Genomic DNA, 26,255 nt, shown 5'->3' with positions numbered 1-26,255 from the left:
CTACCGACGGTTTACCCGTCCGAAGAGGTTGTTTTCGCGGCTTGTGGTCAAGTTCGGCAAATCTACGGTTGATCACCTGCCACCATGTCTGGCATGCATATTGGGGGTATCTTCGGCTCCGCCGCACTCGCCCTGGTCGTGGGCTTCGCCCCGGCCGCCCACGCGGCGAACGAGCCCACCGTGGGCGCCACAGAGGCCTACGTGATCGATTCGGCGGGAACGATCCACTTCAGCAAGCGCGAGACCCGCCGCGTGCCCGTCGCCAGCCTGGTCAAGATCATGACGGCGTACGTGGTCCTGCACGAGGCCAACCTGAACGACACCGTCACGATCACCGCGGCCGACGTACGGCATGCCACCAGCAACGGCGCGACCACGGCCGGGCTGCGCAAGGGCGAGCGGCTCGCGGTGCGGGACCTCCTGTACGGCTTGATGCTCCCGTCGGGCGCGGACGCCGCCAACGCGCTGGCCCGCAGGTACGGGCCCGGCATGACCGCCTTCGTCACCAAGATGAACGCCGCCGCCAAGAGCCTGGGTCTGTCCGGCACCCGTTACACCAACGCCGACGGCCTGCCCACGCCCCGGGGCGGCGGCTACTCCACGGCCGTCGACCAGGCCAAGCTGACCCAGGCGGCCATGCAGAACGCCACCTTCCGCACGGTCGTCGGGAGCAAGGTGCAGAAGGTCGCCAAGACCGGCCTGCACCGGGCGCACACCTGGAAGAACACCAACAAGCTCCTGCAGACGGGCGACGGGGTCCTGGGCGTGAAGACCGGCTACACGAACGCGGCCGGATACTGCCTGGTCTTCGCCGGAGATCGCGGCGGCCGGCGCGTCGTCGGCGTGCTCCTGGGCGACCAGGACAAGCGCCGATTCACCACGGCCGAGGAACTGCTGGACTACGCCGGCTCGCAGATCGAGAACGGCTGAGGTTCAGAACTCGAAGCAGCGGGCGAAGGCGAACAGGAACGCGATGTAGGCGATCGCCACGGCCACTATGGCGATCGCCATCGCGACGATGATCCCGATGCCCATGCCCGTGCGCATGCCGCCGATCAGCGCCACCGCGACCAGGATCACGCCGACGACGTACCCGGCGACCAGCAGCGGGAAGAACCGGGTGACGTCGCAGTGCAGGCTGTAGACCAGCACCGTCGCGGCGATGAGCGCGATCCCGGCCAGCCCCAGCGTCAGCGCCACGTTCCGCCCCATGGCTCCAGCATCTCACCGATCTTGTCGGCCCGTCAGGAGCACATCGTGACGGGGTCGAGCCTGTCCGCGGTACGGCGCAGCGTCCGCGCCAGCCGGATCTTCGTCGGTGCCCTGTAGGGCTTGACCGGGGCGTCCGGCAGGGCTTCGTGGAGCGACCCCTGGAACCCCATCGCCGTCTCGTGCGCCAGAACCTGCATGGCATCCATGCGCCCTCCTTCTTAATCCATTAAGACCTTAATCAATTAAGAACCCCCTACACAAGCCCCCCAGGCACCGCAGCGCGCGGGAGGGTGGGGGTGCGGAGCAATAGGGTTGGGGGATGGGCAAGGTCACGTTGCAGACGATCGCCGATCGGCTCGGGGTGTCGCGGGCCACCGTGTCCTATGCCTTCTCGCGGCCCGACCAGGTCAGCGACGGGTTGCGCAGGCGCGTGATGGAGGTGGCCGACGAGCTCGGCTACGCGGGCCCCAACCCGACGGCGCGATCGCTGCGGCTGGGCCGGGCCGGCGCGCTGGGGCTGCTGTTCAGCGAGACGCTGGCCTACGCCTTCGCCGACCCGTACGCGATCGGGTTCTTCCAGGGCCTGGCGACCGCGGCCGAGGACGCGGGGGTGGGGCTGCTGATCCTGCCGATCCCGCACGGCGACCGGCGCACCGACACCGTGCGCGACGCGGTGGTGGACGCGTTCTGCGTGGTGTCGCTGCCCGACCACCATCCGGCGCTGGCCGAGGTGCTGGCCCGCAAGCTGCCCGTCGTCGTGGTGGACGAGCCGTACGTCGAGGGCCACGCACTGGTCGGCATCGACGAGCCGGCGGCCGGGGCGGAGGCGGCCGGCCATCTGCTGGGCCTGGGACACCGGCGGCTCGGGATCGCCATGGTCGGCCTGCACGACGACGGCTACACGGGCTGGGCCGATCCCGCCCGGCGCGAGGGCGCGGTGTTCGAGGCCATGCGGATGCGGATGACCGGCTACCGGACCGCCTGCGAGGCGGCCGGGCTCGGCTGGCCCGCCGTACCGTTCTACGAGGTGGCGCGCAACTCCAGGGACATGGGCAGGAAGGCGGGCCACGCGCTGCTGTCGGCGGACCCGCGGCCGACGGCGATCCTGACCAACACCGACGTGCTGGCCCTCGGCGTGCTCGACGCGGCCGCCGATCTGGGGCTGGAGGTGCCGGGAGACCTGTCGGTGGTCGGCTTCTCCGACAGCGCCGCCGAGGAGGCCGGGCTCACCACGATCCGCCAGCCCAAGCAGGAGATCGGCGAGGCCGCGGGGCGGATGCTGCTGTCGGGGAGCGAGATCGAGCCGGGCAGGCGCGTCTTCCCGCACGAGCTGGTCGTGCGGGCCTCGACGGCGCCGCTCAGATCGTGAAGCCGGCGTAGCCGGCGGCGGCCACCTCCTCGCACCTGGCCCGGTAGAGGTCGACGCCGCCCACGTAGGGCAGGAAGACGCGGGGCTTGCCCGGCACGTTGGCGCCCATGTACCAGGAGTTCGCCCGGGGGAAGAGCGTGTAGCCCGCCACCTCGGCCACGTGCGCGCCCCAGGCGTCCTCGGCCGCGGGGTCGGCGTCGATTGTGCGGCCTTCCAGGTGCTCCAGGCAGCCGGCTATCCAGTCCACGTGCTGCTCGATCGAGACGATCATGTTGCTGAGCACCGACGGGCTGCCTGGCCCGGTGATCGTGAACAGGTTGGGGAATCCCGCGCTCATCAGCCCCAGGTACGTCTTCGGCCCGGCCGCCCACTTGTCGCGCAGCGAGACCCCGTCCTTGCCACGGATGTCGATGTTCAGCAGCGGCCCCGTCATCGCGTCGAACCCGGTGGCGAACACGATCACGTCGACCTGGTGCTCGCCCGCGGTGGTGCGCACGCCGTACCTGGTGAACTCCTCCAGCGGCGCCGACCTGAGGTCGGCGAGCGTCACGTTGGGGCGGTTGAACGTGGCGTAGTAGCCGGTGTCGACGCAGATGCGCTTGCTGCCGATCGGGTGGTCGTACGGCGTGAGCAGCTCGGCGACCGCCGATTCCGTGACGGTGGCGCGGATCTTGCCGCGGACGAAGTCGGCGGCCGTGGTGTTGGCCTCCTCGCTGACCAGCAGGTCGGAGAAGGCGCCGAGGAAGGCGATGCCGCCGCGCTCCCAGCGTTCCTCGAAGGCGCGCCGCCGCGCGTCCGGGGCCGCCGACAGGGCCTGGTCGGGGTTGGGCGTGGTCATCAGGCCGCTGTGGGTGACGCGCATGCCGGCGCGGATCTCCCCGTGGTTGTCCTTGAACCACCGCCCGTAGGCGGGGTCCATGGGCCCGTTGCGGGCGGGGATGCTGAAGTTCGCGGTCCGCTGGAACACGGTGACGTGCTCGGCGACCTGGGCGATCTCCGGGATGGCCTGGATGCCGGAGGAGCCGGTGCCGATGACGGCGACCCGCCTGCCCGCCAGGTCCACGCCCCCGTGCGGCCACCTGCCGGTGTGGTGGGTCGCGCCGTGGAACATCGGCAGGCCGGGCACGCGTGGCGCGGAGGCCAGGCAGCCGACCGCGGCGATCAGGTACCGGGCGGTGACCCGCTCTCCTTGCGAGGTCTCGACGGTCCATCCGTCGTCGAAGGTGGCGCTCGTCACCTTCGTGCGGAAGGCGATGTCCTTGCGCAGGTCGAAGCGGTCGGCCACGTGGTCGAGGTAGCGCAGGATCTCCGGCTGGGAGGCGTAGCGCTCGCTCCAGGTCCACTCCTGCTGGAGCTCGTCGGAGAAGGAGTAGGAGTACTCGAGGCTCGGCACGTCGCACCTGGCGCCCGGATACCGGTTCCAGTACCAGGTCCCGCCCACGCCGTCGCCCGCCTCGAACACCTGAACGTCCATGCCGAGGCCGCGCAGCCGGTGGAGCATGTACAGCCCGGCGAAACCGGCGCCGATGATGATGGCATCTTTTTGGAGCACGATTCCAGGAAATCACCGGAACATCCGGCGTCAAGGTCATTTGCCCAGACGCCCTGTTTCAAGCGCTGGACGCGGCGGTGCGGATATTAGGTCAGCTCGCGCGCATCAGGTCGTGGCAGGCGATTGCGGCGGCGGCGACCACGTTGAGTGAGTCGACGCCGGCGGCCATCGCGGTGGCGCTCATCGGGATGCAGACGGGCACGTCCGCCTCCGCCAGCCAGTGTGAGGACAGGCCGTCGCCCTCCGAGCCGAGCAGCAGCGCCACCCGGTCTCCCAGCTCGACCTGGTCGATGGGGGTCACCTGCTGGTCCGGTGTGAGGGCCAGCGTCTGGAAGCCCGCCTTGCGCAGTTGATCGAGGCCGTCGAACCAGTCGGACATCCTGGCGTAGGGGATCGAGAAGACCGCTCCCATCGACACCTTGACCGACCGGCGATAGAGCGGGTCCGCGCAGCGCGGCGAGAGGATCACGCCCTCCACGCCGAGCGCCGCCGCGCAGCGGAAGATCGCCCCGACGTTGCCGTGGTCGACCAGGTCCTCAAGGACCAGCAGGCGCCGCAGGCCGGTGAGCTTGTCCACCGGCGGCAGCGGCAGCCTGGCCATCGAGGCCATGGCGCCCCGGTGCACGGGGAACCCGGCGATGCCCGCCATGACCTCGTCGCCGGTCACGTACACGGTGGCGTCGCCGAGCACGTCCGCCAGCGAGGACAGCCAGCGCTCCGTGGTAAGCACCGAGCGGATCGGGTATCCGGCGCCGATCGCCCGCCGGATCACCTTCTCCCCCTCGGCCAGGAACAGCCCGCGCTCGGCTTCCAGGCTCTTGCGCAGCTCCACGTCGCGCATCCGGGTGTAGTCGGCCAGGCGCGGATCGTCGGGCGAGGTCACGTACTCAAGCACCCTCCGATACTGCCACGAGCCGCCTGACCTGCCAGACGGCCGCATAGCAGGTCAGCACCAGGCACAGGCCGATCACGGTGCCCGCGCCCACCTTGGTGATCACGCTGGGCAGGCCCAGGTGCGGCGCCGGCTCGTCGACCAGCGGCCACAGCAGCGCGCCCAGTACGGTCCCCACGGCGCAGGCCAGCAGGACGGCCCGCCGTACCCAGGGACTGATCCGCAGCCGCTCGGGCAGGGCGGTCGCCGACATGCGCGCCAGGCCGCGCCACGCCCACCACGCCACGATCGTCAGGCCGACGACCGAGGAGATGTACTGCAGCAGCCGGAACAGGTGGATCACCCCGAACACGGACACAGACAGCCACTCGCCCCACTGGATGCTGGCGTAGGAGTGGGTGAAGGAGTCCCACAGCACGTGGCTGGCCGCGCCGATCACCCCGCCCACGGCCACGGCGGGCAGCGAGCGGGAGGGCGCGAGCAGCGCCGCCCTGGCCGCAAGCGGCGGCGGCAGCAGCGAGATCAGCGGCTCCCTGAACATCAGGTGGAAGAGCCCGAGCAGGATGAACACCGCGGCCAGGTCGAGCGTGACCACGCCCAACCACGAGTGCCAGTACCGGTATTCAGGCAGGAACGGCAGGAAGATCGGCAGATCGGGCACCATCGCGCCGATCGCCAGAGCCCATGGATCGGCCCATTTGCTCTTCATGAAAGGGACTACGGCTGCGATATGACTTGGCGTGAACGGCACTGACCCCTCCCCCGTGAACGATCACTTCGACGATATCCCGGCGAATCTTGACCGATCTTTTCCTGCCCGTCATAAAGTCACGCTAAGTAATGGGTATGGTACGTAGCGCTGTCGACGGCCGGATGGCGGGGATTTCGGAGGGTCAAGGTGTCTGACCAGCGGGTTCACGCGCATCCGGCCGCGTCAGCCGATTGGCTCCGCGATGCGCGGCGCGCCAGGGCGCTGTCGATGGCCACACTTGTGTGGCTCTCCGTGGAGAGCACTCTCGGCCTGTACGCCGGCCTCTCGGCGGACTCGGTGGCACTGATCGGCTGGGGCCTGTCGGCGTTCGTGGAGGCGGCCGCGAGCCTCATCGTGGTCTGGCGCTTCACCGGCTCGCGCACGCTGTCCCCCGGCGCGGAGACGACCGCGCGCCGCCTCGTCGCGGCGAGCTTCTGGCTGCTCGCGCCCTATGTGATCGCGCACGTCGCCTACGACCTGCACGAGGGCCACCGCTCCTCGCCGACCACGCTCGGCATCGCCGTGACGGCGATCAGCCTGGTCAGCATGCCCGCCCTGGGCCTGGCCAAGCGACGGCTCGGGGTACGGCTGGCCTCCACGGCGACCGCCGGAGAGGGCATCCAGAACCTGATCTGCGCCGCGATGGCGGCGGGCGTGCTGACCGGATTGTGGCTCAACACGTTCGGCTGGTGGTGGGTGGACCCGGCGATGGCGGTGGCGCTCGCGGCGGTGGCCGTGCGGGAAGGAATCCGCGCGTGGCACGATCACGCATGCTGCCATTGACCGTAACTTTCGGTAATCGTCGCACCAAAAGGGCTGTTTTGCCACGCTAAGCGTACCGAGTATCGTTCCGGAGGTATTGCGGAGCATCTCCCGCTAGGGTCTCCGGAAGGTTTCGACACATACCGAAGAGGACATCGTGGGGCGACACCGGACAGACGAGCTCGATGATGGGTATCGAGCCCAGGGTCCTCCCCCTCCCCGCAGGAGAAGCGGCGCGGGCAGGGGCAGGGTACTCGTCCCGCTGGCCGGCGCCGTGGCGCTGGCCGTGCTCCTCGGCGTCGCCGCGTTCGTCATCTTCAACCGCGACCACGACTGCTCCAGCGGCAAGCTGCCGCTGCGCGTGACGGCCTCGCCGGACATCCAGCCCGCGCTGAACAAGATCGCCGGAACCTACAACAAGGCGCTGCACTCGATCGACAGCCGCTGCGTCGAGGTCACCGTGGCCAAGGAGGCCACCGCGCGCACCGCCGGCGCCCTGGCCGCGGGCAAGGCGAACACCGACCTGTGGGTGGCCGACTCCAGCCTGGTGATGGCGCGGCTGCGCGCCGACCCCGCGGCCGCCACCGCGATCCCGCAGCCGGGCGGCTCGATCGCGACCACACCGATCGTGCTGGCCGCCGCCAAGTCCTCGGCCGCCAAGCTCGCGGGCAGCCTGCAGCCCAGCTGGTCGGGCATGATCGCCGCGTCGAACGTGGCGAACCCGGACGGGCCGGTCAAGAAGGTCCGCGTGCTGGCGCTCGACCCGCAGAAGAACTCGGCCGGGATGGCCGCACTGCTGGCCGCCGCGGGCCTGGCCAAGAAGTCCGGCCAGGACAAGGCGCTGGTCGGCGCGCTCAAGGAGCTGTCGACCCAGCTGGTCGCCGACCCCGGCTCGCTGCTGGCCAGCCTGACCGTCAAGTCGGGCAACCGGGTCCCGGTGGGCGTCACCTCCGAGCAGGCCATCTACCTCTACAACACCAAGAAGCCGGAGTCGCCGGTGGTGCCGCTGTACCCGGCCGAGGGCACGCTGAGCCTGGACTACCCGGTCATGGTGCTCACCAAGGACGCGGCGGTGCAGAAGGCGGCGGCCGCCTTCCAGAAGGAGCTCGCCCTCGACTGGGCCCAGAAGGTCCTGCGCGACCAGGGCTTCCGCAGCCCCGACGGCAAGGCGGGCGACTCGCTGTCCAAGGACAAGGGCTTCGACCCCAAGACCCCGCAGGCGCTGCCCGCACCGGACGCCAAGACCGTGGCCAGCATGACCCAGACCTGGTCCAGGCTGAACCTGGGCACCCGGATGCTCACCCTGCTGGACGTCTCGGGCACGATGGCGCTGCCGGTGCCGGGCACGAACATGACCCGCATGCAGGCCATCAGCAAGATCGCCACCGAGGGTCTCGGCCTCTTCCCTGCGGACGCGGAGATCGGCGTGTGGGCGTTCTCCACCTTCCTCAACGGCACCAAGGACTGGAAGGAAGCGGTCTCCGTCGGCCCGCTCAGCGAGACGGTCAACGGCGTGACCCGCAAGGACCTGCTGGCCAAGCAGCTGGCCACGATCCAGGCCAAGGCCACCGGCGACACCGGGCTCAACGACACGCTCAAGGCCGCCTACGCCGACATGACCGCGAACTACGCGGGCGACAAGATCAACACAATCCTGATCCTCACGGACGGCGCGGGCAACGACGACCCCAACGGCGGCACCAGCGACGCGGAGATCCTGAAGTTCCTCAAGGACAAGTACGACCCCAAGCGCCCGGTCAGCATTCTGCTGATCGCCTTCGGCCCCGACGCGCCCAAGGGCAAGAAGCAGATGGACGCGCTGGCCAAGGCCACCGGCGGCGAGGCCTACATCGCCAAGAACGTCCTGCAGGTGCGCGACTTCTTCCTGCAGGGCATGCAGCGCCGCCTCTGCTCTCCCCAGTGCGACGGCTGATCGCGCCCGCCCTTGTGACGGGTGATTTCCCACCCGCCTCCCTGGTCACAGGCCATACCGGGCGGTTATGACCCGTCATCCGCGGACATGCCGGGCACGTCCTAACCGCACAGTCACACCTGCGGGGAGGGAAGATCCGTGCCCGGATGGCCGACCGTCGACCGCGCCGACGACCACCAGCTGGCGGACGCCCTGCGGCGTGCGGACCCCGACGCCCCCGCCAGGCTCTACGACGCCTACGCCGAACGCCTGCACGACTACGCCTGCTCGCTGACCGGGGACCGCGACAGCGCGGCCGACTCCGTGCACGACGCGATCGTCACCGCCCAGGGCCGGGTCGACCGGCTCAAGGAGAGCCCCAGGCTGCGGTCGTGGCTGTACGCGCTGACCAGGTTCCAGGCCATGGCCAGGCTCGGCCGCAAGGACGACGACGGCCTGCCGCCACCCGTGCTGGACGACCCGGACGACCCTGAGCTGGCCGAGCTGGTGCACGAGGCGCTCGGCGAGCTGAGCAGGAACGAGCGCGAAGTGCTCGAGCTGTCGGTCCGGCACGGGCTGACCCCGGCAGAGGTGGGCGGCGTGCTGGGGCTCACCTCCCGCCAGGCCGCCGCCCGCCTCGGCCGGGCCCGCGACCACCTGGAGAACGCGGCCGCCGCCGTCGTGTTGGCCAGGACGGGCCGGGCGCACTGCCCCGACCTGTCGGCCATGGTCGACTCGTGGGAGGGACCGCTCACCCCGCTGCTGCGGCGCCGCCTGTCAGGGCACATCAGCGGGTGCGAGGTGTGCACCGAGGGACGGCACCGCCAGGTCTCGGCGGCCAGGCTGCTCGACATGGTGCCGGTGGCCTTCCCGCCGATCTCACTGCGCCGCCGGGTGATCGACACCTGCGGCAACCCGGACTCCGACCAGACCCGCGTCCTGATCACCGACCGCAGCGACAGCTTCGACAGGACCGGCTTCCCCGCCCCAACCAAGTCCAACGGCTCCCGCCGCCGCGGTACGGCCAGGCGTCGCGAGAGCGGGGATCCCACGGCGGCGCTCGACCTGGGTACCGGCGCCCACCGGCTGGAGCTGGACGGGCACCCCCGGCGCAGGCGGCGCAGGCTGGCTCCCGTCCTGTTGTCCGGGATCGCGGTACTGGCGGCCACCGGCACCGTGGTCATGCTCAACCGCGGCGCCGACGGCACCGAGGCGGCGCTCCACCTGGCCCCCACCCCGTCGGCCACGGCCACCAGCACCGAGCCTGAGCTGCAGACCGCCACCCAGCCGGCCGACGACCCCACCGAAGAACCCAGCACTGAACCCACCACCGAACTCACCGTGCCCACCGCCGCGCCGACCACCGGCCGTCCCGCGCCCGCAGCCGCCACCACCCGGCCGGCCGCCCCGGCGCCCACGGCCACCCGGCGCCGCCCGCCGCCGGGCGCCAAGCTCGCGGTGTCGTGCCCGGGCGCGCTCGACGGCGCTGCGAAGATCGGGCTCGCGGCCCGCAACGCGAGCGTGACCTGGAGCGCGACCTCCAGCGCGGGGCTCGACGTCTTCCCGGCCGGCGGCACGATCAAGGCCGGCGGCTCGGTGGCGATCTGGGTGACGGCCAACGACCCGAACGAGGCGGGCAGCGGCTCGGTGTCGATCGCCTCGAACGGCGGCGGCGGCAGCTGCTCGCTGTCGTGGCAGGGCCACCAGCCGCCGGCGTCGAACCCGCCCACCGACGACCCCGGTTCCCCGTCGGCGACGCCGACCGACACCCCGCCCTCCGGCGGTGAGAGCAGCACCGCTTCGCAGCCCCTCGGGTCGTGAGAGAGCAACATCACACAAGATCTGGTGCCAGCTATTACTAGAGTGACAAACGGGGATAAAACGGACCCTGACTCGAAGATCCACCCACATATAGGGCATCCTGGTGTGCTTGGGGATCGCTTTGGGCCTGGGTCTTGACGGTGTGTTTATCGACACACGAGAAAAATCGGCTCCTGGGTAAACCAGAGCGTGACTCCAAGCGTCGGCATTGACGTGCCCGGGGGCAGATTGGTCCCATGAACAATGCGATCAATCGTGCCCGTAGTCTGCCAGGAGCCAGGAGAGAGACAGTAGATGCTCAAGCACCGCAGAGCGTTCAAAGCGCTCACGTGGCTGCTCGCACTCGCGTGCATCGCGGGTGCGGTGATCGCGCTCTTCGACATCGAGACGCCACTGCGCCCGGTTCTGATCTCGCTGTTCCTACTCGTCGTCCCTGGTGCGGCGGTCGTCGGACTGTTGCGTGATCGTGACCCGCTTGCCGCACTATCAGTAGGAGCCGCGGCAAGTCTCGTGCTGAACGTTCTCCTTGCCCAGGCCATGCTGCTCTTCCACGCGTGGTCTCCGAGGGCCGGCGTGGCTACCGTCGCCGTGCTCGGAGGGTTCATGTACGTGCTTCGCGTGTTGTACCGGGGGAAGAACATGCAGACCGAACAGGGGGCCAGGGCAAGGTGAACATCACTGTCGTTCGCCCGGGGGAGCTCGGAGACTCCGAACGGTCTCGATGGCGGGAGCTACAGAAAGCCGACCCGAGCCTGGACAACCCGTTCCTTTCGGTGGAGTTCGCCCTGGCGATGGACCGCTTGCGCGACTACGTGAGGGTGGCGGTCATCCAGGACGCAAACCGGATAGTCGGCTTCTTCCCCTACGAAAGGCACAGTTTTGGGATCGGGAAGCCGCTGGGCGGCTTCCTTACTACGTGTCACGGTTTGATCTCAATTCCGGACCTGAAGATCGACGCCAAGGCGCTGCTTCGCGCGTGCAAGCTGAGCGTCTTCGACTTCGATCACCTGGTCGCGGGACAGCCGACGTTCGCCCAGTACGAGACCGACGTCCGCCCGGCGCCGGTCATGGACTTCACCTCGGGCTTCGAGGCCTGGATCGACCAGGTGAAGGCCAACTCCCCGAAGAATCTGAAGACCGTGCGCTACAAGGAGCGCAAGCTCGGCAGGGAGCAGGGTGACCTGCGCTTCGCGTGGGCCTCGGCCGACAAGAAGGTGCTCGACACACTGCTCACCTGGAAATCCGACCAGTACCGGCGTACCGGCAGGGTGGACCGTTTCGCCCAGCCGTGGATCGTCCAGCTGATCGAGGAGATGCACGGGCTCAGCACGCCCGACTTCTCCGGGGTCCTGACGATGCTGTACGCCGGGGACGTCCCAGTCGCCGGCCATTTCGGACTGCGGACGGCCACCACCCTGGTCGGGTGGTTTCCCGCCTACGACACCGAGTACGCCCGTTACTCCCCGGGCATCGTCCACCACCTGCAGATGGCCGAGGCCGCTGCGGGCGCGGGCCTGCACATGGTCGACATGGGCAAGGGCGGCAAGGAGTACAAGGACTGGCTCAAGAGCGGAGTCCTGTACGTCGCCGAGGGCCGCATCTCCAGACCGTCCGCGGCGGCGGCGGTGCACTGGATGGGAAGAACTCCTTTCAACAAAGCCCGAACAATTGTCATGGATCGACCGTCTCTCTATAGAGCGGCCGATCGTGTCCTCAAGGGCTTCGGTCGGGTGCGCACCTCTCTGCACCAAGAGTCACCCGACCCGGTTGTCAAGGAACCAACAGGAGCGCGTTGAGCGCTCCACCCTCGTCCCAGCAGTAACAGCAGCACAGCCACAGCACCCACACCCTCACCTCATTGGACCCTCCAATGCACCGTTCTCCGCATCCGCCATTCCCTCTGCACCCCGGGGTGGTTGCTCGCGGTGGGGTCCCGGAAGGATTTCCCTCACCATGAGTCCCGAGATCACCAAGCCCAACGGCAAGGTCATCAGCGCAGCGCTGCGCTCGATGCCGCCGATTGAGCGGTTCACCCCCGTCACGCCTCACCTGGCCATTTCTCCAACGGTGAGCGTCGTTGTGCCGGCGATGAACGAAGCGGAGAACCTCCCGCACGTCTTCGCCACACTCCCCCAGTGGATCGACGAGATCGTCCTGGTGGACGGCAGGTCCGTTGACGACACCGTCGCGGTGGCCAAACGCCTGCGCCCCAACGTGAAGATCGTCACGCAGACCGGCAAGGGCAAGGGCGACGCCCTGGCGGCCGGCTTCGCCGCCTGCACCGGCGACATCATCGTGATGATCGACGCCGACGGCTCCACTGACGGTCACGAGATCATCGCGTTCGTCGGCGCACTGGTCACCGGCGCCGACTTCGTCAAGGGCTCGCGCTACGCCGCGGGTGGCGGCAGCGACGACCTGACCTTCAGCCGCCGCTTCGGCAACAAGGTCCTCACCGGCCTGGTCAACCTGATGTACGGCACGCAGTACACCGACCTGTGCTACGGCTACAACGCCTTCTGGGCCCGCCACCTCGACGTGCTCGACCTCGACTGCGACGGCTTCGAGGTGGAGACGCTGATGAACGTGCGGGCCGCCAAGGCGGGGCTGAAGGTGCACGAGGTGCCCAGCCACGAGCGCTGCCGCATCCACGGTGAGAGCAACCTGCGGGCCGTCCGCGACGGCTTCCGGGTGCTCAACACCATCCTGCGCGAGTGGCGCCGGCAGCCGGCGCCCGTGCAGCTCGAGCCAGCCGCCGCTCCCGCCGCCGACCGGGGCGTCGCTTAATCCGAAGGCCAGTGAAGTGAACACGTCCGTCGTCATCTGCGTCTACACCGAGGAGCGCTGGGAGGACATCAGACAGGCTGTGGAATCGGTCGGAAACCAGACCCGCCCGCCGTACGAGCTGATTCTGGCGGTCGACCACAACCCAGACCTGCATCTGAAACTCAAGCGCGCATATCCGCAGGCCATCGTGGTGGAGAACACTCACGAGCAGGGCCTGTCAGGCGGCAAGAACACCGGGGCCGACGTGGCCACCGGTGACATCGTCGCCTACCTCGACGACGACGCGGTCGCCGATCCCGGTTGGCTGGAGGCTTTGGAGGAGGGCTTCCAGGATCCGGATGTCGTCGGCGTCGGCGGTCGTACCGATCCGCTCTGGGCGTCCCAGCGCAGGCCGCGGTGGTTCCCCTACGAGTTCGACTGGACCGTCGGGTGCACTTACCGCGGCATGCCCGCGGTCAAGGCGCCCATCCGCAACGTCATGGGCGGCAACGCCGCCTTCCGCAGGGAGGTCGTGGCCGAGGTCGGCGGCTTCCACAGCGGGATCGGCCGCAGTGTGCAGGGACGCAAGTCCCGGCCGCTGGGCTGCGAGGAGACCGAGTTCTGCATCCGGCTGAGCCAGCGCAAGCCGGGCGCGGTCATGCTGTTCCAGCCGAGCGCCGTGATCGGGCACAAGGTGCCCAGGCAGCGCGAGCGCTTCGCCTACTTCCGCTCCCGCTGCTATGCCGAGGGCCTGTCCAAGGCGCTGGTGACGCGGGAGGTCGGGTCGCAGGACGGGCTGGCCAGCGAGCGCGCGCACGCGATGAAGACCCTGCCGCTCGGCGCGCTGCGCGGCGTCGGCGAGGCGTTCCGCGGCGACGTCGGAGGTCTGGGCAGGGCGGCCGCGATCGTGATCGGCCTGGCCTGGACGACCTGGGGCTACGTGGTCGGATCCTGGAGGCTGCGATGACCCGCGTACCGATCCTGATGTACCACTCGGTCAGCGACCGGCCGAACGAGGACACCAAGCCGCACTCGGTCAGGCCGTCCGACCTGGCCGAGCAGCTGGCCTACCTGTCGGAGAACGGGTTCACGCCGCTCACGCTGGGCGCCCTGGTCGCCTCGGTGAACAAGAGCGCGCTGCCGCCCAAGCCGATCGTGGTGACCTTCGACGACGGCTACGCCGACTTCCACAGCGCCGCACTGCCGCTGCTCGAGCGCTACGACTTCCCCGCCACGGTCTTCCTGACCAGCGGCTGGGTGGCCGACGCGGATGGCGACGCGGCCGGGCGGCCGCTCGACGCCATGCTGTCCTGGGGCCAGGCCCGCGAGGCCGCACAGACCGGCATCGAGTTCGGCGGCCACAGCCACAGCCACCCGCAGCTCGACCAGCTCCGCACCGAGGAGCTGCGTCAGGAGCTGCGCAAGAACAAGGGCCTGCTGGAGGAGAGAATCGGCGCCCCGGTGGCCACCATGGCCTACCCCTACGGCTACTCCAGCGCCAGGGTCCGCCGCGAGGTGCGCAGGGCCGGCTACTTCGCCGCGTGCGCCGTGAACAACATGATCGCCGCGGACCGCCACGACATGCTCGCCATCCCCCGGCTGACGGTCGCCCGCCACACGACCATCAGCATGTTCATGCGCGCCGTCGAGGGCAGCGCCGTACCTCTGATCTACCTGCGCGAGCGCATCCTCACCAAGGGGTACGCGGTCGTCAGGCGGACCAGGTACGGCCTGCAGCGGGTGCGCGGGAATGTCTAGGCTCTGGCAGCGGATCCTGCACGATCTCAGCAACCCGCTGTTCCGCAACGGTTACGCGCTGATGGCCAACACGGTCATCACCGCCACGCTCGGCATGGGCTACTGGCTGCTGGCGGCCCACTTCTTCTCGCCCGAGGAGTTCGGGCGCGGGCAGGCGACGATCACCGCGATGCGGCTGTTCGCCTCGCTGATGGCGCTCGGCTTCCAGGGCGCGATCGTCACGTTCCTGCCGATCGCGGGCCGCCGCACGCCGGAGTTCATCCTGCGCGGGTACGGCGTGGCCGCCGGGGCCGGCGGCGCCGCGGCGGTCGGCTTCCTGCTGACGCTGCCCATGTGGGGCAAGACCTACCAGGCGCTCGGCGGGTTCGGCCCCGGGCTGTTCTTCCTGGGCTCGGTCCTGGTGTGGGCGGTGTTCACGCTGCAGGACTACGTGCTCGTCGGGCTGCGCAAGGCCACCTGGGTGCCGCTGAACAACCTGGTCTTCGGCGTGGTCAAGATGGGCCTGCTGGTCGCCATGGCCGGCGCGCTGCCCTCCGGTGGCATCTTCGTGTCCTGGATCGTGCCCACGGCTCTGGCGCTGATCCCGGTCAACTGGTTCATCTTCGGCTACGCCGTACCCAAGTACGTCAGGGAGAACTCCGGCGACCGGGAGCCGCCACAACTACGTGAGGTGGGGCGCTTCCTGGCCGGGGACTTCCCCGGCCAGCTGTCGATGATGGCCATCGTGTACCTGGTGCCCGTGGTGATCGCGACCCAGGTGGGCGAGGCCACGTTCGGGCGCTTCTCGATGGCCCACACGCTGGCCAGCATGATCGAGCTGCTGGCGATGAACATGGCGGCCTCGCTCACGGCCGAGGGCTCCTTCGACCGGAGCAGGCTGGCCGCCAACAGCCGCAGAGCGCTCAAACGGGCCTTCCTGCTCATCACGCCGTGCATCGTGGTGGCGATCGTGGCCGCGCCACTGATCCTGACGATCTTCGGCAAGGAGTTCGCGGCCGAGGGCACGACGCTGCTGCGGCTGATGGCGCTGGCGGTCTTCCCGCGGGTGCTGATCGAGGTCTACCTGAGCACGCTGCGCGCCCAGAAGCTGGCCAAGAGGCTGGCCACGATCCAGATCGGGCTGGCCGGGCTGGTGCTGGTCTCCACGGTGTCGCTGTTCCCCCTCGCGAAGGTCAACGCGGTCGGGTACGGCGTGCTCCTGAGCGAGCTGCTGATGGCGGCTTTCATCTTTCCCGGACTACGCAAACTTCTCAAATTTGGCGAAACAGGGCAGCCCAGCGTCACTCAGGGGTCACCCGGGGCCGCATGATGGTCAACGTGAGGCAACGGGACGGCGATGGCATGACAACGGGGATCACGGGCTCCTCCGGGGTGCGAGGGGAGACAGGGGAGGAGTCAGACGTGCCCTTCGATCCGGAGGCCACCGGGGTGATCCCCCGGCTGTCGCTGCCGAAGCCGGACGAGTCGTCCGGACCGGACGAGGACACCCCTGACACCCCTGACCTTCCGGACGCCTCGGAGCCTTCGGATTCGTCGGACTCCTCGGACACGTCGGATTCGTCGGAAGCCTCGAGCGCCGCCTCGGACGACGACGAGGATGACGACGACGAGACGACGACCACCCAGCGGCTGCCCGCGTCGTTCGTCGTCAAGATCGGCGGCCCTCCGACGGCCGCCGATGCGGAGCCCAAGACGCCCGCCGTACCGGACGAGAAGGACGACAAGGACGACAAGGCTGCTGCCGCGGACACGGACGTCACCGCGCCCGCGGTGAGGCGTCCTGAGCCTTCCGGTGAGCGCAAGCCCCCGGCCGAGGACAAGCCCGCGGCCGAGGCGAAGCCGTCGAGCGTGGCCGAGCCTTCCGGCGACGCCAAGCCGTCGAGCAAGCTTTCCGCCGAGGCGAAGCCCGCGAGCGAGACCACGCGTCCGGCCGCGGCCAGGACAGCACGGGATTCCGGGCTGGCGAAGCTCGTGCTCCCGGCCGAGCCTGCCGCCTCGCCCCAGGGTGCGGCGACCCCCGCGCCGGCGGCTCCCGCGCGGCCGGCCAAGCCCGCGCCGAAGACGCCGGTCCCGGCCAAGGCCGGGGGGCTGATGGGCAGGATCGCGCAGCTCGTGCCGGCGGCGCCGAACTGGCTGCCCGTGCTGCTCACGCTCGAGGGCCTGATCATGTACGTGCTGGCGCTGAAGGTGGCGCCGGGCCCGCTGCGGGGCATCGATCCGAACGACATCAACGGTTTGGGCCTGATCGCCGCGATGCCGCTGAGCGCGTTCGCGGCGATCCTCATCATGATCGTGTCGTTCTTCGTCACCGTGGCCCAGAGCACCGACAGGAAGTTCCTGCTGCTGTTCCAGATCGCGGCCATCACGTTCGCCCTGCACGGCGCGGGCGCGCTGGTGGCCACGGAGCCGCGCTTCCCCACGGCGTACATCCATGCCGGGTTCGTGGAGTTCATCGGCAGGTCCGGCGAGACCGCGATCAACATCGACGCCCGGATGGGCTGGCCCGGGTTCTTCGCGCTGTTCGCCTTCGTGACGAAGGCGGCGGGGATCACCGACCTGACGCCGATCCTGCAGTGGACGCCGCTGCTGTCGAACCTGCTCTACCTGCTGCCGTTCGTGCTGATCCTGCGCCAGATGGTGGCCACCACGCGGGCCCGGTGGTTCGCGGCGCTGCTGTTCATCCTGGTGCAGTGGATCGGCCAGGACTACTTCTCGCCGCAGGGCTTCACCTTCGCCCTCTATCTGGCGTTCGTGGCAATCCTGATGCGCTGGTTCGGCCGGGTCGAGCAGCGCACCAAGCCGCTGCCGGAGAAGGGGAAGATCCGCAGGCTGCTGGCCAGGCTCGACGGGATGACGCCCGGCGAGATCGCCAACACCGGGACCTACCGGGCCGACCGGCTGCTGATGCTGATGCTGCTGATCGCCCTGTTCTTCGCGGCGACGGCCTCGCACCAGATCACGCCGTTCATGATGCTCGGCGTGCTGACCGCGTGCCTGCTGTTCAAGCGGACCAGGCTGACCTGGGCACTGCCGTTCTTCCTGGGCCTGGTGGTGCTGGCCTGGATCAGCTACCAGACGGTCGGGTTCTGGGCCGGTCAGATCGACGCGATCTTCGGCGGGTTCGGCCGGCTCATCCAGAACTTCGTCAGCAGTTCCAGCGGCCGCATCGAGGGCAGCGACCCCGCCCACGCGGTGGTGCTGAAGGCCCGGCTGGGCATCCTGGTGATCATCCTGTCCCTGGCCGCCATCGGGCTGATCAGGCGGCTGCGGCGCGGGGTGCACGACCGGATGGTGCTGATCCTGCTGTGCATACCCGTGCTGGCGATGGGGTTGCAGAGCTACGGCGGCGAGATGGGCCTGCGCGTCTACATGTTCGCGCTGCCCGGCTCCTGCCTGCTGGCGGCGTACGCGTTCTTCCCGAACCTGCCGGCCGACAGCGCCGACGTGCGGGACGAGACCGTGCCCATCCGCAGGCGGAACGTGCGCTTCAACCCGCAGCTGACCAAGAAGCTCTCCGTGGTGCTCGCGGCCTGCATCGCGGTGCTGTTCGCGGGACTGTTCCTGCTGGCCCGCTACGGCAACGAGAAGTTCGAGCGCGTCACCACCGGCGAGATCGCGGCCATGAACTACGTCTACGACCACGACAAGCCCAGCGCCCGCGTGCTGTACCTGGTCCCCAAGGCCAGTCCCGAGGTCACGCCGACCCTGCCGTGGGGCGCCAAGGACGTCGACATCGTCAACTTCAACGGCCAGGCCAAGGTGAACAAGGACCCGACCCAGGTCCAGGACGCGATCGAGGCGCTCAAGGCGCGCGACCGCAACACCTACCTCGTGGTCAGCCGCGGGCAGGTCAGCTACCTGCAGCTCAACGAGGGCTTCCCGGAGGGCTGGGGCGAGAAGTTCAGGGCCGCGCTGGACGCCTCCCCCGACGTGAAGAAGGTCTTCTCCAACGCCGACGCGGCGCTCTACACGTGGAAGAAGTTCGTCAAGGGCACAGAGATCCCCGATCCTCAGCCCTACAAGGGTCGGGGTGACCCGACCACGCCGTGGACGCCCGTGGGGGTCGCCGCGCTCGCCGTGACGTGGATCGCGCTGTTCGGCCACGAGGTGATCCGGCTGCACGGTCCCGGACGCGCGCCGCGTGCCCGGCGGCGCCTGCTGTACGTGGCGATACCGGCTTTCCTGATAGCGCTCGCGGTGATCATCGAGCGATTCATCTATATCGCCCTAAATCACTAAATTCACAGGAACCTCTAAGGTTATGCGGGATGATGTTCGCTGATGACGACACAGGAGACACTTCGCACTATGGCGGATGGGCGACTCGCCGCATCGCGGATCACGTCGGTTGACGCGTTACGCGGGTTCTCACTCCTGGGGATCCTCGTCGTCAACATCGCCTACCTCGCCTCCGGCTACCGGATGGCGGGCCTGGCAGAGCCCGCGTTCGACTCACCCATCGACTGGGTCGTCCGGTGGACGGTCACGATGTTCCTGGAGAACAAGTTCTACCTGCTGTTCTCCTTCCTGTTCGGCTACAGCTTCACGCTCCAGCTGGACTCCGCCGTACGGCAGGGCAAGGCGTTCGTGCCGATGTTCCTGCGCCGCCTGGCCGGGCTGTTCCTGCTCGGCCTGGCGCACGCGATCCTGCTGTTCCCCGGCGACATCCTGACCACCTACGCCTTCGTCGGGCTTGCCCTGCTGATCCTGCGCAAGATCAAGCCCAAGACCGCCGTGATGCTCGCGATCGGGCTCACCTCGCTGCTCGCGCTGGGTTTCGTGCTGCTGGCCGTACTGTCGATGCTGGGTCTGGAGACCGCGGGCACGGTCTCGCACGGCACCGCCGAGGCGATCAAGTCCGACGCCGCGATGGACGGCTCGGCCCTGCAGATCATCGCCGAGCACCTGCGCAAGCTGTCGCTCATCGTGCTGCTGCGCGTCTTCTTCCAGGGGCCCGCCGTGCTGGCCGCCTGCCTCATCGGGCTGGCGATCGGCAAGCTGGGCGTGCTGCGCGACCTGGGCGCGCACACCAGGGCCCTGCGCGGGCTGCAGTGGGTCGGCTTTACGGTCGGCGTCGCCGGCGCCTTCTTCTACACGCAGTCGGCGTGGAACGGCGCCTTCCACAAGTTCCTCGGGCAGGCGGTCGACCTGGTCACCGCTCCCCTGCTGGCCGCCGCCTACGCGGCCACGTTCCTGCGGCTGCTGCCCTACATCCCGCGGGTGGGCGCGATGCTGGCGGCGCCCGGGCGGATGGCGCTGTCGAACTATCTGGGGCAGTCGCTGCTCTGCTCACTCATCTTCACCGGGTACGGCCTGGCCCTGGTGGACCAGGTGAGCCCGCCGATACTCGTGGTGATCGCGGTGGGCATCTTCGGGGTACAGGTGGCCTACAGCCATTTCTGGCTGAGAGGGCATCGCTACGGGCCGGTGGAGTGGCTGCTGCGCTTCCTCACCTACTGGAACCGGCCGTCCGGGTCCTACCGGGCGCGCCACTCCTCCACGACCGTCTAGGAGGCCGGCGGTGAAGTACCTGATCCTGATCTACCGGAACCCGTCCACCAGGAAGATCTGGGAGGAGGGCTTCACCGACGCCGACCGGGCCGCCGCCTACCGCGCCTACGCCGAGCTCAACGACTCCCTCACGGCCTCCGGCGAGCTGATCATCTCGGAATCGCTCATGGACGAGGAAGAGGCCAGGCACGTCACGGTGCGCGACGGCAAGGCGTTGGCGAGCGACGGGCCGTTCGCCGAGGTCAAGGAGCTGCTGGCCGGCTTCTACCTGGTGGAGGCGGACAGCATGGACAGGGCCGTGGAGATCGCCGCCGCCATCCCGGAGGTGGCGGCGGGCGCCGCCGAGATCCGGCCGGTGCGCGAACTGCCGTGACGGCGTGAGGGCCGGGACGGCCGGGTTCGAGGGGCTGGCGCGGGAGCTGGCGCCGGTGGTGCTCGGCGCGCTCATCCGGCGCTTCGGCGACTTCGCCGGCTGCGAGGACGCCGTGCAGGAGGCGCTGCTCGCCGCCGCCACGCAGTGGCCCGAGCAGGGCGTGCCCGACGATCCGAAGGGCTGGCTGATCACGGTCGCCGCCCGGCGCAGGATCGAGGCGTGGCGCAGCGAGACGGCCAGGCGGCGGCGCGAGGAGAGCACGGCCATGGTCGAGGTGGAGCCCGAACCCGTGGCCGCCGTGGACGACACGCTCACACTGCTGTTCCTGTGCTGCCATCCGGCGCTCACGCCGGCCACGCAGGTGGCGCTGACGCTGCGGGCGGTGGGCGGGCTGACCACCGGCGAGATCGCCAGGGCGTTCCTGATGCCCGAGGCCACGATGGGGCAGCGGATCAGCCGCGCCAAGCAGCGGATCAAGGACAGCGGGGCGCGCTTCGTGCTGCCGCCGTCCGGGGAGCGGGCCGAACGGATGGCGGCCGTGCTGCACGCGCTCTACCTGATCTTCAACGAGGGCTACGCGGCCAGCTCGGGCGCGGACCTGCAGCGGGTCGAGCTCACCGCGGAGGCGATCCGCCTGACCCGGCAGCTGCGCCTCCTGCTGCCCGATGACGACGAGGTGGCGGGGCTGCTGGCGCTCATGCTGCTCATCGATGCGCGCAGGGCGGCCAGGAGCAGCCAGGACGGCGGGCTGATCCCGCTCGACGAGCAGGACCGCGGCCTCTGGGACCCGGCGACGATCGCCGAGGGCGTCGAGCTGATCACCAGGACGCTCGCCTCGGGGCCGCTGGGGCCCTACCAGGTGCAGGCGGCGATCGCGGCCGTGCACGACGAGGCGGCGCGGGCCGAGGACACCGACTGGCCGCAGATCCTCGGGCTCTACGACCTGCTCGAGCACATCGCGCCCGGCCCGATGGTCACGCTCAACCGGGTGGTCGCGCTGGCCATGGTGGAGGGGCCCGAGGCGGGCTTGGCGGAGCTGTCCCGGGTGGAGCTCCAGGAGCACTACCGGGTGCATGCCGTACGGGCTCACCTGCTGGAGCTGGCGGGCACGCCCGAGGCGGCGCGCGGCGCGTACGAGCAGGCCGCGCGCGGCACGCTCAGCCTGCCCGAGCAGCGCTACCTGCGCGCGCGGGCCGCCCGCCTCGCGTGAGCCCTCATGTGAGGGACGTGTCTCCGGCCGCTTCGAGCAGGTGACGCAGCAGGCCGGCGAACTGCTCGCGCTGCTCGGGGTCCAGGGCCGCGAGCATCCGCTTCTCGTTCTCCACGTGCAGGTCGACGACCCGGTCGACGAGCTCGTTACCGTGCGGCGTGAGGCGGACCCGCACCGACCTGCGGTCGTCCGGGTCGGGGGTCCGCTCGACGAGACCCTTGCGTTCCATCTTGTCGATCCTGTTGGTGATCGCCCCCGACGTCACCATCGCGGCCTTGAGCAGCGCGCCCGCGCTGAGCTCGTACGGCGGGCCGCTGCGCCGCAGCGTGGCCAGCACGTCGAACTCGAAGTACTCCAGCCCGTGCTCGCTGAAGAACTCCTTGAGCTGCCGGTCGAACACCCGGAACAGCCGCGAGACTCGCCCCACGATGCCCATCGGCCACACGTCGAGGTCGGGACGCTCCCGCCCCCACTGCGCGATCAGCTCATCGACGGCGTCGGCCACGAGAATCCTCTCAATGGAAATAATCTCAACGTTCAGATACTTTGTCTCAACGTTGAGATTATCGATGAGAGGCGATCCGGATGTCCACCATCACGGCTCCGCGGGTCCAGAGCACCCGCCGCGCGAGCGACCTGGTGCTCGCCGCCCTGGCGCCGGCCAGCTGGGGCACCACGTACGTGGTCACCACGACCCTGCTCCCGCCGGACCGGCCGCTGCTGGCCGCCACGATGCGGGCCCTTCCCGCCGGGCTGGTGCTGCTCGCCTTCGCTCGCCGCCTGCCGAAGGGCTCGTGGTGGTGGAAGTCGGCGGTGCTCGGCATGCTGAACTTCGGTGCGTTCTTCCCGCTGATCTTCTTCGCGGCCTACCGGCTGCCCGGTGGCGTCGCCTCCACGATCGGCTCCGTGCAGCCGCTGGTCGTCGCGTTGCTGTCGCTGGTGGTGCTGCAGGTCAGGCCCGCGCGTGCCGTCCTGCTGTCCGCCCTGGCCGGCACGGGCGGTGTGGCGCTGCTGACGTTGACGTCCGCTGCGCGGCTTGATCCGCTCGGGATCGCGGCGTCGCTGATCGCGACCTCGCTGATGGCCACCGCGATCGTGCTGGCCAAGAAGTGGGGGCGGCCCGAGTCGCCGCTGGTGATGACCGGATGGCAGCTGACCGTGGGCGGCGTCGTGCTGCTGCCGCTGGCCCTGCTGGTCGAGGGGGTTCCCGCCGCGATCACCGGCACCAACCTGCTCGGGTTCGCCTACCTGGGGATCGTCGGGACCGCGCTGGCCTACGCGCTGTGGTTCCGCGGCATCGACCGGCTCGCGCCGACCTCGCTGTCGCTGCTCGGCCTGACGAACCCGCTGGTCGCCACGCTGGCCGGACTGCTGATCCTGGGGCAGACGCTCACCGGGTGGCAGCTGGTCGGCTTCGCGCTCGCGCTCGGCGCCCTGGTCGCCGGCCAGGCCCTGGGGAGCAGGAAGTGACCGGCCGCAGGGGATGGCTGGCCGTCATCGCGGTCGCCGTCGGGACCTTCGCCATGGTCACCGTCGAGTCGGCCTGGTCCTGCTGTGGGGCCTGGCCTTCGGCGGCGTGCCGGTCGGGGTGCAGATGCTCATCTTCAAGGCCGCCCCCGACGCGGCGGAGGCGGCCAGCGCCCTCAACACCTCGGTCTTCAACCTGGCCATCGCCCTGGGCGCGCTGTTCGGCGGGATCGTCGTCGACACGATCACGCTCACGGGCGTCCTCTGGCTCGGCGCGGTCCTCACCATCCTGACGACCCTGGTCGTCCTCCGGGCGCGGGTGGGCACGCCCGCGCGCCCGCTCGATCCCGCTACGCCACGAGTCTGAGTCCCACCTCCACCATCATCCACCCCAAGCGCCGCCGCAGAGCGCCCCTCCAACGCCCTGCGGCGGACGCTTCGCGGGCCAGCCGCCAGTTGGCGGCCTCCGCCTGAAGCTCGGCGGCCCGCATCTGCTGCATATAGAGGTGCATGCCAGCATCCATCCCCCGGCCTCCCCGAAGTGTCCGGCATCCTGGTGCCGTTGGCGTCTTCAGCGTCGCAAGGGGAGGCGTAACACCACGAACTTGCCGGGGTGGTAGGGCGCGCGCGCGAAGGACAGCTTCCGGAGCGGATGCCCCGGCGCCTTGAGCGTCTCCGCATGCGTGATGCGGCGCTGCCCGGTGGCGGCCATGGGGTCAGTCTAGGTACGCCGAGAAGCCCGAACCGTAAAGGCTTGTGCATTTCAGCAGGTACTTCCCAGCCTGCGGGATCAGCGGTCTCAGCTTCGGCGCCATCCTCTGAGCCACTGGCCGACACCCCACTGCCGTTCATCGCAGGATCGATCCGCACACGACAGGCCGGATACCGGCTTCGACTCCGGAGAAGGTGGCGGCCCCATGAGGTAGTTCGTGAGACCGATGGCCGCTGCTAGATGTCTCATACCCCCCACGTTAGGAAGCATCTGGCGCAGGGATATAGTCCAGATCTATGGAGGATCAGTGGTCCAGATGCGGACTGGATCTCCATCTGCATCTCCGGTCCGGGGCAGGTCTACGGGCCGGTCTTGAACACGCCCTGCGTGATGCCATGCGCCGGGGCCAGCTCCCGCCGGGAACGCCGCTGCCTTCGTCGCGGACGCTCGCACATGATCTGGGAGTCGCACGCGGCACCGTCACCCAGGCCCTGGACCAGCTCATCGCCGAGGGATATCTGGAGTCGAAGCCGCGGTCGGGCATTCGCGTAGCCCCGCAGCCCACCGCGCCCCCCGTCGAAGCCGCACCGCCCCCTCCCGCCACCCTGCCGCCCGTACGGGGCGTGGATCTCCGCTCGGGCTTTCCAGACCTGTCGGCCTTCCCGCGACACGAGTGGCTCGCCGCCACCCGGCACGTCATGCAGACAGCCCCCAACATCGCTTTCGGCTACCGCGAGCGAGCCGGGACCCTCGAACTGCGGCAGGCGCTGGCGGAATACCTCGGCCGGGCCCGCGGTGTCATCACCACACCGGACCGCATCATCGTGTGCGCGGGCTACACCCATGCGCTGCGAGTGATCTGCCAGGTCCTACGTCACCACGTGGGCTCCCCCGCCACGATCTCCTTCGAAGACCCGACCGAGCCCGACTACCCCGTTCTCGCCGAACAGCTGGGCCACGGCGTTCGCCGCGTCCCGATCGACCGCGAGGGGCTGATCGTCGAGGAACTCACGCGCGAGACCGCCGCCGTCGTCGTCACCCCCGCCCACCAGTATCCGCTCGGAGTCACGCTGAGCCCTGCCCGGCGCGTCGAGCTCGTGTCCTGGGCACGGCGAGCCGGCGGATTCATCGTCGAGGACGACTACGACGGCGAGTTCCGCTACGACCGCCAGCCTGTCGGCGCCCTCCAAGGAATGGCACCCGACCGGGTCATCTACGCAGGGACCGCCAGCAAGACCATCGCTCCGGGCCTGCGTCTGGCCTGGCTCGTCCTGCCCGCCAGTCTCATGGCCGCGCTCCAGGAGGCAACGCGCTGCGAAGAGTCCTACGTCAACGTCATCGACCAGCTCGTGCTCACCCGGCTCATCGAGACCGGCGAATTCGACCGGCACCTGCGCCGCTGCCGAACCCGCTACCGCCGGCGACGGGACCTGCTCGGCGACGCCGTCACCCGGCGCCTGCCCCACGGACGGCTCTCCGGCATCGCCGCGGGCCTGCACGCCGTCCTCCGCCTGCCCGGAGACTCACGGCAGGAAGCCCAGCTCATCACCCACCTGGCGGAGCGCAGCATCTACGTCGAGGGCATCTCGTCCTTCTATCACCGGCCAGAAGAGTCCCCGCTCGGCATCACCATCGGCTACGCGACCCCGGCCGACCACGCCTACGGCAACGCCGTCAGTTCTCTCATCAGCGCTCTACAGGAGCGAGAGAACGTTGTGAGGTAGTCGCCGGTCAGGCTGGGGTGCCGAAGACCATGCGGTGAGCGCGGGCGGTGTCCATGTATTCGCGGACGCGGTGGATCCGGCCATCGCGGAGCTCGAAGACGAAGCAGTAGTCGTTGGCGTAGGCGTTGCCGTTGGCCAGGGTGGCGGTCATCGTCTCCTCGACGATCACGCGGTCGCCCGCGGCGTACATGCCGTGGAAGTCGATGGCGACGTCCCGGACGAACATGCGCAGGAAGTCCACGGCGATGAAGTCGACGATCACCTTCCTGCCGACCAGGTGGCTGGGGCCTCCCAGCGCGACGGCGGTGGCGTTGCCCGGCGGGGCAAGCCACTCGGCGTCCTCGGCGAAGAAGGGCTCGATCTCGGCGGCGTCGTGCCCGGCGAAGGCCCGCCAGGCGTTCTTGACGACGTCCAGGTTCTCCTGTGACATACCGGCCAACCCTAGGTTCCCCGACCGCCACGA

The 26,255-nt window shown here is 69.4% G+C and carries 26 protein-coding genes; 18 read left to right on the top strand and 8 right to left on the bottom strand.

Annotated features, from left to right (window positions below; genetic code table 11):
* The first annotated feature begins 93 nt into the window (after positions 1-93).
* The gene (locus tag ACIBHX_RS18300; RefSeq protein WP_397068269.1) at positions 94-930 is read left to right on the top strand and encodes a D-alanyl-D-alanine carboxypeptidase family protein; all 837 of its coding nucleotides are present in this window, start codon (positions 94-96) and stop codon (positions 928-930) included.
* A gap of 3 nt (positions 931-933) precedes the next feature.
* Here the strand turns inward: ACIBHX_RS18300 and ACIBHX_RS18295 are convergent, their stop codons facing one another.
* Both ACIBHX_RS18295 and ACIBHX_RS18290 read right to left on the bottom strand, forming a co-directional pair.
* Positions 934-1,212 (bottom strand): hypothetical protein, encoded by a 279-nt coding sequence (locus ACIBHX_RS18295; protein WP_397068268.1) that lies wholly within the window; start codon positions 1,210-1,212, stop codon positions 934-936.
* A 32-nt stretch (positions 1,213-1,244) separates the two neighbouring features.
* A complete protein-coding gene (locus ACIBHX_RS18290) occupies positions 1,245-1,418 on the bottom strand; it encodes a hypothetical protein (RefSeq protein ID WP_397068267.1) in 174 nt (57 codons plus the stop codon).
* Positions 1,419-1,531: 113 nt separating this feature from the next.
* On the opposite strand from ACIBHX_RS18290, the gene ACIBHX_RS18285 reads away from it, so the two are divergent.
* On the top strand, positions 1,532-2,581 hold the full coding sequence (locus ACIBHX_RS18285) for a LacI family DNA-binding transcriptional regulator (RefSeq protein WP_397068266.1): 1,050 nt from the start codon (positions 1,532-1,534) through the stop codon (positions 2,579-2,581).
* Here ACIBHX_RS18285 and ACIBHX_RS18280 read toward each other — a convergent pair.
* The 3 genes from ACIBHX_RS18280 to ACIBHX_RS18270 form a co-directional block, all read right to left on the bottom strand.
* Positions 2,571-4,133 carry a flavin-containing monooxygenase gene (locus ACIBHX_RS18280; RefSeq protein ID WP_397068265.1) on the bottom strand — a complete coding sequence of 521 codons (1,563 nt, stop codon included), beginning with the start codon at positions 4,131-4,133 and terminating at the stop codon, positions 2,571-2,573. The two genes, ACIBHX_RS18285 and ACIBHX_RS18280, sit on opposite strands and share 11 nt — an antisense overlap.
* A 91-nt stretch (positions 4,134-4,224) precedes the next feature.
* On the bottom strand, positions 4,225-4,974 hold the full coding sequence (locus ACIBHX_RS18275) for a TrmH family RNA methyltransferase (protein ID WP_397068337.1): 750 nt from the start codon (positions 4,972-4,974) through the stop codon (positions 4,225-4,227).
* Positions 4,975-5,020: 46 nt separating this feature from the next.
* Positions 5,021-5,776, bottom strand: coding sequence for a DUF4184 family protein (locus tag ACIBHX_RS18270; protein WP_397068264.1), 756 nt, complete (start codon positions 5,774-5,776; stop codon positions 5,021-5,023).
* 228 nt (positions 5,777-6,004) lie between these two features.
* On the opposite strand from ACIBHX_RS18270, the gene ACIBHX_RS18265 reads away from it, so the two are divergent.
* From ACIBHX_RS18265 to ACIBHX_RS18205, 13 genes are all read left to right on the top strand, one after another.
* On the top strand, positions 6,005-6,559 hold the full coding sequence (locus tag ACIBHX_RS18265; RefSeq protein ID WP_397068263.1) for a hypothetical protein: 555 nt from the start codon (positions 6,005-6,007) through the stop codon (positions 6,557-6,559).
* 136 nt (positions 6,560-6,695) lie between these two features.
* The gene (locus ACIBHX_RS18260) at positions 6,696-8,471 is read left to right on the top strand and encodes a substrate-binding domain-containing protein (RefSeq protein WP_397068262.1); all 1,776 of its coding nucleotides are present in this window, start codon (positions 6,696-6,698) and stop codon (positions 8,469-8,471) included.
* A gap of 138 nt (positions 8,472-8,609) precedes the next feature.
* Positions 8,610-10,271, top strand: a complete 1,662-nt coding sequence (locus ACIBHX_RS18255; RefSeq protein WP_397068261.1) for a sigma-70 family RNA polymerase sigma factor — start codon at positions 8,610-8,612, stop codon at positions 10,269-10,271.
* Between the two features lie 294 nt (positions 10,272-10,565).
* A complete protein-coding gene (locus ACIBHX_RS18250) occupies positions 10,566-10,943 on the top strand; it encodes a hypothetical protein (protein ID WP_397068260.1) in 378 nt (125 codons plus the stop codon).
* Positions 10,940-12,067: a GNAT family N-acetyltransferase gene (locus tag ACIBHX_RS18245; protein WP_397068259.1), complete on the top strand. Its 1,128-nt coding sequence runs from the start codon at positions 10,940-10,942 to the stop codon at positions 12,065-12,067. The genes ACIBHX_RS18250 and ACIBHX_RS18245 overlap by 4 nt, the downstream gene beginning before the upstream one ends.
* 157 nt (positions 12,068-12,224) lie before the next feature.
* Positions 12,225-13,058 carry a glycosyltransferase family 2 protein gene (locus tag ACIBHX_RS18240; protein ID WP_397068258.1) on the top strand — a complete coding sequence of 278 codons (834 nt, stop codon included), beginning with the start codon at positions 12,225-12,227 and terminating at the stop codon, positions 13,056-13,058.
* A 16-nt stretch (positions 13,059-13,074) separates the two neighbouring features.
* Positions 13,075-14,004 (top strand): glycosyltransferase family 2 protein, encoded by a 930-nt coding sequence (locus ACIBHX_RS18235; RefSeq protein WP_397068257.1) that lies wholly within the window; start codon positions 13,075-13,077, stop codon positions 14,002-14,004.
* On the top strand, positions 14,001-14,795 hold the full coding sequence (locus ACIBHX_RS18230) for a polysaccharide deacetylase family protein (RefSeq protein ID WP_397068256.1): 795 nt from the start codon (positions 14,001-14,003) through the stop codon (positions 14,793-14,795). Before ACIBHX_RS18235 ends, ACIBHX_RS18230 begins: the two co-directional genes overlap by 4 nt.
* A complete protein-coding gene (locus ACIBHX_RS18225; protein WP_397068255.1) occupies positions 14,788-16,104 on the top strand; it encodes a lipopolysaccharide biosynthesis protein in 1,317 nt (438 codons plus the stop codon). Before ACIBHX_RS18230 ends, ACIBHX_RS18225 begins: the two co-directional genes overlap by 8 nt.
* A 92-nt stretch (positions 16,105-16,196) precedes the next feature.
* Positions 16,197-19,034, top strand: a complete 2,838-nt coding sequence (locus ACIBHX_RS18220) for a hypothetical protein (protein WP_397068254.1) — start codon at positions 16,197-16,199, stop codon at positions 19,032-19,034.
* A gap of 69 nt (positions 19,035-19,103) precedes the next feature.
* Positions 19,104-20,306, top strand: a complete 1,203-nt coding sequence (locus ACIBHX_RS18215) for a DUF418 domain-containing protein (RefSeq protein WP_397068253.1) — start codon at positions 19,104-19,106, stop codon at positions 20,304-20,306.
* A gap of 10 nt (positions 20,307-20,316) precedes the next feature.
* A complete protein-coding gene (locus ACIBHX_RS18210) occupies positions 20,317-20,679 on the top strand; it encodes a YciI family protein (RefSeq protein WP_397068252.1) in 363 nt (120 codons plus the stop codon).
* 4 nt (positions 20,680-20,683) lie between these two features.
* Positions 20,684-21,889 (top strand): RNA polymerase sigma factor, encoded by a 1,206-nt coding sequence (locus ACIBHX_RS18205; protein ID WP_397068251.1) that lies wholly within the window; start codon positions 20,684-20,686, stop codon positions 21,887-21,889.
* Between the two features lie 4 nt (positions 21,890-21,893).
* Here the strand turns inward: ACIBHX_RS18205 and ACIBHX_RS18200 are convergent, their stop codons facing one another.
* Complete coding sequence (locus ACIBHX_RS18200; RefSeq protein ID WP_397068250.1) at positions 21,894-22,394, bottom strand: MarR family winged helix-turn-helix transcriptional regulator; 501 nt, start codon at positions 22,392-22,394, stop codon at positions 21,894-21,896.
* Positions 22,395-22,474: 80 nt separating this feature from the next.
* Between ACIBHX_RS18200 and ACIBHX_RS18195 the strand changes: the two genes are divergently transcribed.
* Positions 22,475-23,359: an EamA family transporter gene (locus ACIBHX_RS18195; protein WP_397068249.1), complete on the top strand. Its 885-nt coding sequence runs from the start codon at positions 22,475-22,477 to the stop codon at positions 23,357-23,359.
* A gap of 13 nt (positions 23,360-23,372) precedes the next feature.
* Positions 23,373-23,723, top strand: a complete 351-nt coding sequence (locus ACIBHX_RS18190; protein ID WP_397068248.1) for a hypothetical protein — start codon at positions 23,373-23,375, stop codon at positions 23,721-23,723.
* Positions 23,724-23,927: 204 nt separating this feature from the next.
* On the opposite strand, the gene ACIBHX_RS18185 is transcribed toward ACIBHX_RS18190, so the two are convergent.
* Positions 23,928-24,068 carry a hypothetical protein gene (locus tag ACIBHX_RS18185; RefSeq protein ID WP_397068247.1) on the bottom strand — a complete coding sequence of 47 codons (141 nt, stop codon included), beginning with the start codon at positions 24,066-24,068 and terminating at the stop codon, positions 23,928-23,930.
* 296 nt (positions 24,069-24,364) lie between these two features.
* On the opposite strand from ACIBHX_RS18185, the gene ACIBHX_RS18180 reads away from it, so the two are divergent.
* A complete protein-coding gene (locus ACIBHX_RS18180; RefSeq protein ID WP_397068246.1) occupies positions 24,365-25,792 on the top strand; it encodes a PLP-dependent aminotransferase family protein in 1,428 nt (475 codons plus the stop codon).
* Positions 25,793-25,799: 7 nt separating this feature from the next.
* Here the strand turns inward: ACIBHX_RS18180 and ACIBHX_RS18175 are convergent, their stop codons facing one another.
* Positions 25,800-26,222: a nuclear transport factor 2 family protein gene (locus ACIBHX_RS18175; RefSeq protein WP_397068245.1), complete on the bottom strand. Its 423-nt coding sequence runs from the start codon at positions 26,220-26,222 to the stop codon at positions 25,800-25,802.
* Positions 26,223-26,255: the final 33 nt, after the last annotated feature.

It is taken from the genome of Nonomuraea sp. NPDC050536 (genome assembly GCF_044457685.1).
In the GTDB taxonomy this organism is placed as follows: domain Bacteria; phylum Actinomycetota; class Actinomycetes; order Streptosporangiales; family Streptosporangiaceae; genus Nonomuraea.
Note: the sequence above shows the minus strand (reverse complement) of the source record. Positions and strands in the feature narration are given on the sequence as shown.